13 protein-coding genes are annotated in these 12050 nt (G+C 56.5%); 1 reads left to right on the top strand and 12 read right to left on the bottom strand.

Going from position 1 to position 12050, the window contains the following annotated elements; genetic code table 11:
• Positions 1 to 192: 192 nt before the first annotated feature.
• From nei to NR302_RS05810, 11 genes are all read right to left on the bottom strand, one after another.
• Positions 193 to 981 (bottom strand): endonuclease VIII, encoded by a 789-nt coding sequence (gene nei, locus NR302_RS05860; protein WP_258144773.1) that lies wholly within the window; start codon positions 979 to 981, stop codon positions 193 to 195.
• A gap of 11 nt (positions 982 to 992) precedes the next feature.
• Entirely contained in the window at positions 993 to 1640 is a 648-nt protein-coding gene (gene pcp / locus NR302_RS05855; protein WP_258144772.1) for a pyroglutamyl-peptidase I, read from the bottom strand.
• Between the two features lie 7 nt (positions 1641 to 1647).
• Entirely contained in the window at positions 1648 to 2664 is a 1017-nt protein-coding gene (locus NR302_RS05850) for a DUF979 domain-containing protein (RefSeq protein ID WP_258144771.1), read from the bottom strand.
• Positions 2664 to 3392, bottom strand: coding sequence for a DUF969 domain-containing protein (locus NR302_RS05845; protein ID WP_258144770.1), 729 nt, complete (start codon positions 3390 to 3392; stop codon positions 2664 to 2666). Before NR302_RS05845 ends, NR302_RS05850 begins: the two co-directional genes overlap by 1 nt.
• A 58-nt stretch (positions 3393 to 3450) precedes the next feature.
• A complete protein-coding gene (gene pxpA, locus NR302_RS05840) occupies positions 3451 to 4188 on the bottom strand; it encodes a 5-oxoprolinase subunit PxpA (protein ID WP_258144769.1) in 738 nt (245 codons plus the stop codon).
• Positions 4178 to 5110: a 5-oxoprolinase subunit PxpC gene (gene pxpC / locus NR302_RS05835; RefSeq protein ID WP_258144768.1), complete on the bottom strand. Its 933-nt coding sequence runs from the start codon at positions 5108 to 5110 to the stop codon at positions 4178 to 4180. Before pxpC ends, pxpA begins: the two co-directional genes overlap by 11 nt.
• Positions 5104 to 5760: a 5-oxoprolinase subunit PxpB gene (gene pxpB / locus NR302_RS05830; RefSeq protein WP_258144767.1), complete on the bottom strand. Its 657-nt coding sequence runs from the start codon at positions 5758 to 5760 to the stop codon at positions 5104 to 5106. Before pxpB ends, pxpC begins: the two co-directional genes overlap by 7 nt.
• A gap of 162 nt (positions 5761 to 5922) precedes the next feature.
• The gene (locus NR302_RS05825) at positions 5923 to 6666 is read right to left on the bottom strand and encodes a type 2 GTP cyclohydrolase I (RefSeq protein ID WP_008107013.1); all 744 of its coding nucleotides are present in this window, start codon (positions 6664 to 6666) and stop codon (positions 5923 to 5925) included.
• Between the two features lie 18 nt (positions 6667 to 6684).
• Positions 6685 to 8112: a deoxyribodipyrimidine photo-lyase gene (phrB, locus tag NR302_RS05820; RefSeq protein ID WP_258144766.1), complete on the bottom strand. Its 1428-nt coding sequence runs from the start codon at positions 8110 to 8112 to the stop codon at positions 6685 to 6687.
• A gap of 12 nt (positions 8113 to 8124) precedes the next feature.
• Positions 8125 to 9081: a 2-thiouracil desulfurase family protein gene (locus NR302_RS05815; protein ID WP_008107017.1), complete on the bottom strand. Its 957-nt coding sequence runs from the start codon at positions 9079 to 9081 to the stop codon at positions 8125 to 8127.
• Between the two features lie 152 nt (positions 9082 to 9233).
• Positions 9234 to 9434, bottom strand: a complete 201-nt coding sequence (locus NR302_RS05810; RefSeq protein ID WP_008107019.1) for a YbfA family protein — start codon at positions 9432 to 9434, stop codon at positions 9234 to 9236.
• Between the two features lie 247 nt (positions 9435 to 9681).
• Here NR302_RS05810 and kdpE point away from each other — a divergent pair, with 247 nt between their 5' ends.
• The gene (gene kdpE / locus NR302_RS05805; RefSeq protein ID WP_258144765.1) at positions 9682 to 10356 is read left to right on the top strand and encodes a two-component system response regulator KdpE; all 675 of its coding nucleotides are present in this window, start codon (positions 9682 to 9684) and stop codon (positions 10354 to 10356) included.
• A gap of 39 nt (positions 10357 to 10395) precedes the next feature.
• Here kdpE and pgm read toward each other — a convergent pair whose 3' ends face one another.
• The gene (pgm, locus tag NR302_RS05800) at positions 10396 to 12036 is read right to left on the bottom strand and encodes a phosphoglucomutase (alpha-D-glucose-1,6-bisphosphate-dependent) (RefSeq protein ID WP_256695923.1); all 1641 of its coding nucleotides are present in this window, start codon (positions 12034 to 12036) and stop codon (positions 10396 to 10398) included.
• Positions 12037 to 12050 lie beyond the last annotated feature (14 nt).

Below are 12050 nucleotides of genomic sequence, written 5' to 3'. Positions count from 1 at the left end.
GGGGCGCTGGCGCGTCTGCTGCGGCATAAGGGCTATTCGCAGCGCTGAGGCTTTTACGTTGGGCCAGGAGCCTCACGCATGGATGCGTGAGGCAGTTCGGGGCGGCCAGGACGGCCCGTGACGCAGCTGATGTGTCAGAGCCCACACCAGATTTAAAAAGCATTAGGCCATCTGGCCGCTTTTCTTATTACGCTACAACTGGCATCCCGGACACCAGTAAAACGGCCGCGATGACAGCACGCCCTTCTCAATCACCGCTCCACATCGCCGACACTGTTTGCCCTGCCGATGAAACACTTCAAAGCGAAAAGCTGCCTCTTCGTGATACTTCTTCATGCTGCCACGCATCTGATACGACAAACGCGGCACCGCCAGCATCGCCTCACTTAATGCCGTCAACTGCTGCTCGCTGAGATCCTGCGCCCGATGCGACGCCAGCAATCCGGCGTGCCACAAAATCTCCACGCGCAGATAATTGCCGAGGCCGGCTAAAAAGGCCTGATCGAGTAACAAGCCGCTGAACTGGCGACGGCGAAAACGCGGCGACAGCAAACGCTCGCGCACCTCTTCCACCGTTAAACTGGCATCCAGCACATCCGGGCCTACACGTTGCAAAAACGGATGCGCCGCTAAGGTATCAGCATTGAGCAGCTCAATATCCGACGCGCTATACAGCAAAATGGTTTTATCCGCGGTAGCGAGCCGCACGCGCAGCTGGCGCGTGGTATTCAGCTGCGTGCCGGTGGGCACCACGCGCCACACGCCGTACAGCTGATTGTGGCTGTAGAGCGTCAAACCGTTAGAGAAGTGGGTGAGCAACGCTTTACCGCGTGTTTCGAAGGCGTTGATGGTGGTATCCATCAGCGCAGGTTCGTAGGTTTTCAGCTGTGGAAAGGCAAACCACACATCGGTGAGTGGTTTGCCGACCATTGCCTCTGCCAGCTGATCCGCCGCGCGACGGATCTCCGGTCCCTCAGGCATAACAACTCCTGTTAATGCGTGGCGCCACCGACGACGCGGATATCATTTTCGGTACTCAGGATCACCTGCAGCGAAGTTTCCAGCGCCTGAATCACGCTAGACGTCGCCATGCTGGCCACGCCCGGATGGTGCACCGCTTGTTCCGGCATATACGGTATGTGGATAAAACCGCCGCGCGCCTTGCTGTTGGTGGTGTGAATCCAGTGCAGCAGGCTGTACATCACGTGATTACAGGTGAAGGTACCGGCGGTTTGCGATACCGAAGCCGGTACGCCAACTTCGCGCAGCGCGGCAACCATCGCTTTGATCGGCAGCGTGGAGAAATAGGCCGCCGGGCCATCCGCTTCAATCGGTTGGTCGATCGGTTGCTGCTGGTTGTTATCCGGAATACGTGCGTCGTCCACGTTAATCGCGACACGTTCAACCGTAATATCGGCGCGGCCGCCAGCTTGCCCAACACACAACACGCGATCGGGTTGAATCTCGTCCAGCGCGCGCGTCAGCACTTCACCGCAGGTAGCAAACACCACCGGCAACTGGCGTACCACAATGCGCGCACCGGCGATCTCTTTGCCGTCGAAGGTGCGCACGGCTTCCCACGAAGGGTTGATAGTTTCGCCACCAAAAGCCTCAAACGCCGTCATTAACACCGTTTTCATTGCAACCTCACAAGAACATCAGGAAGTAGAGCAGGAAAATATTCACTACCAACAGTAGCACACCGGTTGGCACCTGAGCCTTGATCACCGCGTTGCGGTCCGGCAGCTCCAGCAGGCGAGCGGGCACGATGTTGAAGTTGGCCGCCATCGGCGTCATCAGCGTGCCGCAATAGCCGGAGAACATACCAATCGCCGCCATCACTGCCGGATTGCCGCCGTGCTGCAGCACCAGAATCGGAATACCAATGCCGGCGGTCACAATCGGGAAGGCAGCGAACGCATTGCCCATCACCATGGTCAGCAACGCCATACCCACCGCATAGACCGCGACGGCAATCAGGCGATTATCCACTGCCAGATACTGCTCGGTGAGGTGCGAAATCGCCGTGCCGACACCGGCGCTGGTGAACAGCAGGCCAAGCGTGGCCAGAATCTGCGGCAGGATAAACGCCCAACCCACCGCATCCAGCAGACGACGGGTTTCCTGCATCGACTGCAGCGGCTTTTCATGGGTAATTTTCAACGCGATCAGCCAGCCCAGCAGGCAGCCAATCATCATGGAGAACAGCGTCACCAGCGTGGAGTGATTACCGGGACCAAACACCGTGTCCTGCAAGCCGGGAATATGGTTAAACGCCAGCACGCCAATCACCGTTACCAGCGGAATCGCCAGCGCTGGCAGGAACAGTTTGTTATGCAGGCGTTTAGCGCTTTCCTGTTTCTGCTCGTCGCTGCGCTGATGATAGCGGCCCAGACGCACGCCACCGAAACCGGCAATCAGCGCCATTAACACCACGGCCACGCCCACGCCGATATGCAACCAGCGGCGGCCCAGTTCAGCATCGCCTGCCCATTGACCCATCAGCTGGTAAGCACCCTCACCAATCAGGAAAATCAGACCATACAATGCCCAGAACAGCCCGGTGGTAAAACGACGCGGGTTAGCGCTGTCACGCCAGGAAAGCACGGCGACCACCAGCAGGATCACGCCTGCCAGCCACATCAAATATTGTTGCTGGAACATTACTTCCCTCCTTTGGCGTTCAGCGCCTGCTGGTTCAACGCGCCTAATTCACGCGACAGCTGGCGATCAAGACGCACCAGACGAGCTGAATGAATGAGGAAAGCACAAAGGGCGGTCGGGATGCCCCACAACGCGATATGCAGCGGTTCGGTGCTGATACCGGCAGATTCCTGCATAAAGTTATGCATGAAGATAATCGCACCAAAGGCAACGAAGATATCCTCGCCGAAGAACAGACCAATGTTATCGGTCGCCGCAGACATGGCGCGCAGACGATGGCGCACGTCTGGCGGGACTTCACCGTAACGGTTTTCGGTAGCGCCTTCAGCCATCGGTGCCAGCAGCGGACGTACCATCTGCGGATGGCCGCCAAGACTGGTTAAGCCCAGCGCGGCGGTGGCTTCACGCACAAACAGGTAGACGATCAGTAAGCGGCCGGCGGTAGCGGTTTTGATCTGCGCGATCCAGCTTTGCGCGCGCTCTTTCAGACCATGACGCTCCAGCAAACCGATAACAGCCAGCGGCAGCAGCAGAATCAGCGGCAGGTTGCGCGTATTGAGGAAGCCTGAGCCGAGTTTTTCAAGAATGTCTGCCAGCGGCAGGTGCGCCGCCAGCCCGGTGACGAAGCCCGCCACAATTACCACCAGCACCGGGTTAAAGCGCAGCACAAAACCCAGAATGATGGCGGCAATACCCAACAGCGGCCAGAGGTTTACCACGTTATCCATGTTGTTCCCTTATGTGAAAAAACAAAGCCCGGCGTGATGCCGGGTAATGAGTAAAACGTTATGCGCTGGTGACAGCAATCTGATGTGTCGCAAAGGCGGCGCGAAGCGTGCGGGCGAACTGCAGCGCGTGTGCGCCATCGCCGTGTAAACAGACGGTTTCGGCGTTAACCTTGACCCATTCTCCGCTGATGCTCTGCACCTGACGCTGCTGTACCATCGCCAGCGTTTGCGCCAGCGCCTGATCGGCATCTTCAATCATCGCGTGCGGCTGGCTGCGTGGCACTAACGCCCCGCTCGCCAGATAGCCGCGATCGGCAAACACCTCTTCGCGGGTGCGCAGACCATGATGCGCCGCCGCCGCAATCAATGCGCTGTCCGCTAATCCCACCAGAATCAATCCGCTATCCACGGCTTTCACCGCGCGCGCAATGGCATCCGCCAGTTGCGGATCGCCCGCCGCCTGGTTGTACAGCATGCCGTGCGGCTTGACGTGCACCAGCCGTTCGCCTTCGCTCTCCGCAATGCTTTTCAACGCACCAATCTGGTAGATCATCTGCGCATAAACGGTTTCCGGCGGTAGCTGCATGGCGGTACGACCAAAGTTTTCCCGATCGGGGAAACTTGGATGGGCACCAATCGCCACGCCAGACGCTTTGGCCCAGCGCACCGATTGCAGCATGGTTTGCGCATCACCGGCGTGGAAGCCGCAGGCGATATTGGCTGAACTGACCAGCGTCAGCAGTTCCTGATCGCTGGCGCTGCCTTCGCCGAGATCTGCGTTAAGATCAATCTTCATGTGCCAATCCCCAGGCTATTTGGTCGAAGGAACGTTGCTGATGCTGTTTGGCGTGAATCGCGTCTTCCAGCGTGCAGTGGATAAAGTGAATCGGTTCGCCGAGGCGAATTTGCGCCAGATGATAGAGATCGGCTTCGATGATGCAGGCAATGCGCGGATAGCCGCCGGTGGTTTGTGCGTCCGCCATCAATACAATCGGCTGACCATTAGGCGGCACCTGCACCACGCCAGGCACTAAACCGTGCGACAGCAAATCGCGTGTTGCATCGCGATGCAGTTGACGTCCCTGCAGGCGATAGCCCATGCGGTTACTTTGCGGACTGAGCTTCCACGGGCTGCGCCAGAAACCCTGCTGCGCCTCACGCGAGAACTCATTATATTCCGGGCCCGCTAAGGCGCGGATGCGGTTGCCCCACAGCAGCTGCCGCACGCCGGCTTTATCTTTGAAGTCGCGCGTCGGTTTACCCAGCGGCAGTTCATCGCCGTCCTGCAGCTTACGTCCCTGCCAGCCACCAAACGCCGCCTTAAGATCGGTACTCAACGAACCGAGCATTTCTGGTACGGCAAAACCACCGTTGACCGCCAGATAGCTGCGCATGCCGCGCGTTGGCGTTGCCAGCGTCAGCACCTGCCCTTTTTTCACCGGCAGGCGCCAGCCGGTCCAGACCGGTTTGCCATCCAGATCGGCATTGCAGCCCGCACCCGTCAACGCAAACCAGCCATCGCGGGTAAACTGCGCTTTAAATTGCCCCAGCACGATTTCCAGCACCGCGCTCTGCTCGGGGTTGCCCACCAGCATATTGGCGGTACGCATTGCTGGTTGATCGAGTGCGCCGCCCACGCTGATGCCATATTGGCGGAAGCCGGTGCGGCCATGGTCTTGCAGCGAGGTCATCATGCCCGCGCGGAGAATTTTCAACATACGCCCTCCTGCTGCGGCACAAAGCGCACGCTATCGCCGGGGCGTAACAGTGTCGGTGGATGCTGAAGTGGATCGAACAGGCTAAGCGGTGTGTGACCAATCAATTGCCAGCCGCCAGGCGCGGCTAAGGGATAGATGCCGGTTTGGCTGCCGCCGATGCCCACCGAGCCGCTCGGCACAATCACGCGCGGCTCAGCGCGGCGTGGCGTGTGTAAACGCTCATCCAGACCGCCGAGATAGGGGAAACCAGGCTGGAAGCCGATGAAATAGACCACGTAATCGATGCTGCTGTGCAGTTCTACCGCTTGCTTTGGCGTCATGTTGGCGCGCTCGGCGACCACTTGCAGATCGGGTCCGCCTGCGCCGCCGTACACCACCGGGATTTCAACCCGACGCGATTCCGGCAGCTGCGCTTCGCTCTCTTCCCACCAGCGCTGCAAACGCTCGATGGCGTCCAACGCATTGAGTTGCGGGTCGCGCAGCAGCAACGTCAGGTTGTTCATTCCAGGAATCACTTCCTCAACCTGCTCGTTCTGCTGCAGTCGCTGACACAATCCCCAGATGCGCTGCTGGCTGGTCAACGAAACCGGCGGTTCCAGTTCCAGCACCACCGCGCGCTCACCTAGCAGATAACAACGTGCTCGTTGCAAAAACAACCTCCTGGTCAAATTCAAAACATAGCGTAGGGTCGCCATTCATGGCGACCGGGCAACTCGTTTATGCGTAAAGGCAATAAGTTATGCGAAAGTGACAGAGATGTGTCAACAGATTTGCGCCCTTAAACGCAGGTTAAGGGCGTGAGAATGGAAGAATCAGGCAGGATTATCGATGTCGATAAAGGTCACATCAAGGCCATGATGGGCGGCTAACCACTCGCCCAGCGCCTTGATGCCGCCGCGTTCGGTCGCGTGGTGTCCGGCGGCAAAGAAGTGCAAACCTTGTTCGCGCGCGCTGTGGATGGTTTGCTCAGAAACTTCGCCGGTAATAAAGGCATCAACGCCAAAGGCTGCGGCGCTATCGATAAAACCCTGACCGCCGCCGCTGCACCAGGCAACGCGCTTGATCAATGCCGGCGCATTATCGCCGCAGTGCAGCGGTGTGCGACCTAATCGCTGGGCAATTTTCTGCGCCAGCGCCGTGCCACTCACTGGTTCTGCCAGCTCGCCCCACGGCACCAGCGGTTGAATCTCGCCTTTCACTTCAATATCAAACAGGCGCGCCAGCTGCGCGTTATTACCTAACTCGGAGTGCGCATCCAGCGGCAGATGCCAGCCATACAGGTTAATATCATTGGCTAACAGCGTACGCAGACGCTGGCGCTTCATGCCTTTGATTACTGGCGCTTCGCTTTTCCAGAAGTATCCGTGATGCACTAGCACCGCATCGGCGTTGCGCTTCACCGCTTCATCCAGCAGCGCCTGGCAGGCGGTGACGCCGGTGATGATGGTTTTGACCTCGGCGCGCCCTTCAACCTGCAAACCGTTCGGCGCATAGTCGCTGAAGGCGCTGTTGTTCAGCTGCTGATTGACGATCTGTTCTAACTCGACATTATTCATTACGGCTCCCTGACCGCCTCAAGCCGCGCTGCGAGCGCGCTCAAAGGCGTCTAGTGTCTTTTTACGTGCGTCCTTATGTTCCACGATTGGCGCGGGATAATCGAGTTTCTTGTTATTTTTCTGCGCCCACACCTGCGGCTGATGGATATCGCTGTCGGGCACTTCCTTTAATTCCGGCAGCCACTGACGGATAAACGCGCCCTGTTTATCAAAACGCTCGCCCTGCGTGGTGGGATTGAAGATACGAAAATAGGGCGCGGCATCAGTGCCGGTTGACGCGGCCCACTGCCAGCCGCCGTTGTTAGCGGCCAGATCGCCATCGATCAACTGCTGCATGAAATAGCGCTCACCTTCACGCCAGTCGATCAATAGATCCTTCACCAGGAAACTGGCAGTAATCATGCGCAAGCGATTGTGCATCCAGCCGAGCGTGTTGAGCTGACGCATGGCCGCATCAACGATCGGATAGCCGGTTTTACCCTGCTGCCAGGCTTTTAGGTGCGCTTCGTTTTGCTGCCAATCGACATTGCGCGTCCAGTCGACAAACGGCTGATGCTTACACAGCGCAGGAAATGCCACCATCAGATGACGATAGAATTCGCGCCAAATCAGTTCGTTCAGCCAGGTAAAAGCCGTGCCCTCGTTAAGCGCATCGGGATGCTCTTTCAATACGCGATGCAGACACTGACGCGGCGACAACACGCCGATCGCCAGATAGGCCGATAACCGACTGGTGCCGTCAATGGCCGGCAAATCACGTTGATCCGGATAATGTTGCACCGCCTGTTTAGCGAAGTGGCGCAGCTGTTTTAACGCGGCCTCTTCCCCTGCCTGGAACAAGCTGTCATCAAAAGCTTCACAGGGATAATCAAAGGCGGGGATCTTCTTTTTGATGCTGACGGGCGCGCCGTCACGCGCTTTCGGCGCGTGATAACACTCCGGCAAGCCCTGATGCAGGCGACGAACAAAGGCTCTGCTGAACGGCGTGAACACCTTGAACATGGTATTGCTGCCGGTTTGCACGCTGCCCGGCGGCAACAGTAGGCTGTCGTCGAATCCCTGACAAATCACGCCCTGCGCATCCAGACGTTTTTCTGCCCTGGCATCGCGTTCTCGTTCGTTGATTTCGTACTGATAGTTGTAGAACAGCGCATCAACCTGCTGCTGCTGGCAAAATTCCGCCAGATAATCAATCGAAGCGGCAAAGTCATCACACTGATGGAAGTGCAAAGGAATGCCGCGTTCGGCCAGCGATGCCTGCAACAAACTGAGATTTTGCTGGATGAACGCCGCCTGCTTAGGTGCCATGTGGTGCTGCTGCCACTGCTGTGGTGTGGCTATAAACAGCGCCATCACTGTAGCCTGGCTATCGCGGCAGGCAGCGGCCAGCGCCATGTTGTCATTGATGCGCAGATCGTTACGCAACCAAACTAAATGGGTGGTCATAAAGCCCCGAAATTATTGTCCGTAGCGCAAACGCAGCGCTTCCGGATAAGGATCAAAGTAGCGCTGTTGTGCCAGCCACGGATGCGGATATTCCGCCATGTAGTGTTTCAGCATGGTGATCGGTGCTAACAGTGGCTGCACGCCAAGACGATAGCGATCAATCAGTTGCGCCAGCTCCTGACGCTGCGGCGAACTCAGCTGCGGACGGAAGTAGCCTTGTACATGCATCAGCACATTGGTGTGATTACGTCGCGATGCTTGATGTGACATCAGGTGCATCAGGCGATTGCGGTACTCAAAGGCGTAATCCTCCAGCGAATCCCACTGATCCATCGCCGCGACAAACCGACCCATTTCGCGATACTCATCCTGCGCGTGAGAAAGCAGCAGCAATTTGTAGCGGCTATGGAAGGCCATCAGCTTGTGGCGCGATAATCCGCTGCGCCACATTTCGTTGAATTCATGCAGCGCGTAAACGCGGCCAATAAAGTTTTCACGGATAGCGTCATCGTGCAAACGACCATCCTCTTCCAGCGGCAGCCACGGCATCTCTTTCTGCAGAAATGCAGTAAACATGCCGGTGCCTGCTTTACGGTTGTTGTTGGTTTCAGGCTCGTAAACGCGGACGCGTTCCAATCCACAGCTTGGCGATTTGGCACACAAAATGTAGCCGCACAGATGATGCAGCGATTTGACCCGCTCAGCGGACCAGCGCTGCATCTCTTCTGTCACCTCTTCGCCGCCATCTTTACTGAAACAGAGATGGATATTTTCATCGCTCTCTTTTACCAGCCGCAAAGCCGGACGCGGCGTCGGTAAGCCAATCGCCATTTCGGGACATACAGGTTCAAAGCGCACAAATGGCACGAGTTCGTCGGTGGCGAAGGCAAAACGTTTGTGGCCGCCATCAAATCGGACGTTATCTCCGAGCAGGCAAGCGCTGATACCAACAGGAATTTTCTCGCTCATACTTGTACAACCTCAGAAATCTTGTAGAGGTTTTAAGTGTAGCTGAAATGCGCGTGGATAACAGCGGGAACGCGCGGTAGGCATGAAAATTATCGATAAAAAAACCCGGCGCTTCGCGGGAAGTCGCCGGGTTAATACTGCGCTGAAATTGCTTACCAGTGAATGCCGGCAGCCGCTTCCGACTGCGCCAGCCAAACCGGTTTAGTGCTGGTTTTGCACCACATACGATGCAGGTAACTGTACAAACGCGCGCGATCCGAGCGGAATAACATCACTGGCAGCGCCAGTAAACCGATTGCTACCACCAGCACGCGGCGCAGTACGATTTTATACAGTGGATATGCTCGATCCATTCTTTGGCCCCCTTGTGGTAAACATTGCGTTGAAATGTGATCTGGTTCAGATATTACCCGTTGTTGTGTAATTTTACTACTCATCCGACCACTTTATTTGCGCTTTTTTCCATCAATTTAAGTGGTGATGAAATTTAGTTACAAGATTGTAAATTTAACGATCCCTTCAAGTTAAAAACTTCGTGACGGACGCCGGGCCGCTTTATTGCTAAAGTGATGCGTTAACTTTTTTGCCGCTGGAGGCAGCGTGACGACCATCTTGATAGTGGAAGATGAAAAAGAGATTCGCCGTTTCGTGCGCCTGGCGCTGGAGAGCGAAGGCCTTAAAATTGTGGAAGCGGAGCAACTGCAACGCGGCCTGATTGAAGCGGCAACGCGTAAGCCCGATCTGGTGATCCTCGATCTCGGCTTGCCGGATGGTGATGGCAATGACTTTATCCGTGAAGTACGCCAGTGGAGCAGCATGCCAGTGATTGTGCTGTCTGCGCGTAGCGATGAGCAGGATAAGATTGATGCGCTGGATGCTGGTGCGGATGATTATCTCACCAAGCCGTTTGGCATTGGTGAACTGCTGGCGCGCGTGCGCGTGGCGCTGCGTCGCCATCAAAGCAGCCAGCCTGAACCGATTGTGAAATTTGGCGAAGTCAGCGTCGATTTGACGGCGCGCCGCGTGCTGCGCAACCAACAGGAAGTGCATTTGACGCCGACCGAATTTCGTCTGCTGAGCTTGCTACTTAATAATGCCGGAAAAGTGCTGACTCAGCGTCAGTTGCTGAATCAGGTTTGGGGCCCAAATGCGGTGGAGCACAGCCACTATTTACGCATTTATATGGGCCACTTGCGGCAGAAGCTGGAAGCGAATCCCACGCAGCCCAGCCATTTGCTGACCGAAACCGGCATCGGCTATCGATTTATGCCATAAAAAAAGGCCGCTAAGCGGCCTTTTTTCTTCACCGCCCTATCAGGCGTTTTTCAGTACTTCGCTAACAATCTCAACCGCTTCTTTCTCGATTTGCTGACGATGTTCAGCACCCAGGAAGCTTTCGCAGTAGATTTTGTAAGCGTCTTCGGTACCTGATGGACGCGCGGCAAACCAGCCGTTTTCCGTCATCACTTTCAGACCACCGATTGACGCACCGTTACCCGGCGCGGCAGTCAGGCGTGCGGTGATCGGATCACCCGCCAGCGTATCAGCGCTCACCATTTCTGGTGACAGCTTAGATAGCGCCGCTTTCTGTGCCGAAGTGGCCGGAGCCTGTAGACGGTTATAGCTTGGCGCACCAAAGCGCTCAGCCAGCTCGTCATAATGCTGCTGCGGGTTCTTGCCAGTTACTGCGGTGATTTCAGCGGCCAGCAGACACATAATGATGCCGTCTTTATCGGTTGACCAGGCTGAGCCATCGAAACGCAGGAAGGATGCACCCGCGCTCTCTTCACCGCCGAAACCGAAGCTGCCATCGAACAGACCATCAACAAACCATTTGAAACCAACCGGTACTTCTACCAGCTTGCGGCCAATGTCGTTGACGACGCGGTCAATCATTGCGCTGGAAACCAGAGTTTTACCAACAGCAACCTCTTTGCCCCACTGTGGACGATGCTGGAACAGGTAGTTGATCGCTACCGCCAGATAGTGGTTCGGATTCATCAGACCCGCAGGCGTGACGATACCATGGCGGTCGTAATCAGGATCGTTACCAAAGGCCAGGTCGAATTTGTCTTTGTACGCCAGCAAACCGGCCATCGCGCATTCAGATGAGCAGTCCATACGCACCACGCCATCTTTATCAAGATGCATGAAGCGGAAAGTCTGGTCGATCGCATCGTTAACGATGGTCAGATCAAGCTTGTAGTGCTCAGCAATGCGCTGCCAGTAAGCAATACCTGAACCGCCTAATGGATCGACGCCAATTTTCAGGCCGGCTTTCTGAATCGCCGCAAAGTCGATGACCTGCGCCAGACCTTCAACGTACGGCTGGATCAGATCCTGCTCAACGATATGGCCGCTTGCCCATGCCTGATCCAGCGGCAGACGTTTCACGTCTTTCAGCTCGCCTTTGATCAGCTGGTTAGCGCGATCTTCCACCACTTTGGTGACGTTGGTATCAGCCGGGCCACCGTTTGGCGGATTGTATTTGATACCGCCATCTTCCGGTGGATTGTGCGAAGGCGTGATAACGATGCCGTCCGCCTGCGCGCCGCCGCGTTTATTGTGCTCAAGAATCGCGTTAGAGATCGCAGGCGTTGGCGTATAGCCGTTGTCCTGCTGCACAATCACGTCCACGCCGTTAGCGGCCAGCACTTCCAGCACGGACAGAATCGCCGGCTCAGACAGCGCATGCGTATCTTTACCGACGTAGCATGGACCGGTGATGCCGTTCTTTTTGCGCTCTTCAGCAATCGCCTGCGCGATCGCCAAAATGTGCTGTTCGTTGAAGCTTTGGCGTCCCGCGCTGCCGCGGTGGCCTGAAGTGCCAAATTTCACCGCATGATCCGGATTCGCCACATCGGGCTTCAGGACATAATACTGCGAGGTTAATTGTGCAACGTTAATCAAATCGCTCTGCTGGGCAGGCTGCCCGGCACGGGGGTGATTGGCCATTGGCGCTTCTCCCT

Source organism: Pantoea sp. SOD02 (assembly GCF_024707505.1).
GTDB classification, from domain to species: Bacteria; Pseudomonadota; Gammaproteobacteria; order Enterobacterales; family Enterobacteriaceae; genus Pantoea; species Pantoea symbiotica.
Note: the sequence above shows the minus strand (reverse complement) of the source record. Positions and strands in the feature narration are given on the sequence as shown.

Coding starts and splice junctions, on each gene's coding strand:
- nei (WP_258144773.1), bottom strand. CDS start 981: ATGCCTGAGGGACCGGAGATCCGTCGCGCGGCGGATCAGCTGGCAGAG.
- pcp (WP_258144772.1), bottom strand. CDS start 1,640: ATGAAAACGGTGTTAATGACGGCGTTTGAGGCTTTTGGTGGCGAAACT.
- NR302_RS05850 (WP_258144771.1), bottom strand. CDS start 2,664: ATGTTCCAGCAACAATATTTGATGTGGCTGGCAGGCGTGATCCTGCTG.
- NR302_RS05845 (WP_258144770.1), bottom strand. CDS start 3,392: ATGGATAACGTGGTAAACCTCTGGCCGCTGTTGGGTATTGCCGCCATC.
- pxpA (WP_258144769.1), bottom strand. CDS start 4,188: ATGAAGATTGATCTTAACGCAGATCTCGGCGAAGGCAGCGCCAGCGAT.
- pxpC (WP_258144768.1), bottom strand. CDS start 5,110: ATGTTGAAAATTCTCCGCGCGGGCATGATGACCTCGCTGCAAGACCAT.
- NR302_RS05825 (WP_008107013.1), bottom strand. CDS start 6,666: ATGAATAATGTCGAGTTAGAACAGATCGTCAATCAGCAGCTGAACAAC.
- phrB (WP_258144766.1), bottom strand. CDS start 8,112: ATGACCACCCATTTAGTTTGGTTGCGTAACGATCTGCGCATCAATGAC.
- NR302_RS05815 (WP_008107017.1), bottom strand. CDS start 9,081: ATGAGCGAGAAAATTCCTGTTGGTATCAGCGCTTGCCTGCTCGGAGAT.
- NR302_RS05810 (WP_008107019.1), bottom strand. CDS start 9,434: ATGGATCGAGCATATCCACTGTATAAAATCGTACTGCGCCGCGTGCTG.
- pgm (WP_256695923.1), bottom strand. CDS start 12,036: ATGGCCAATCACCCCCGTGCCGGGCAGCCTGCCCAGCAGAGCGATTTG.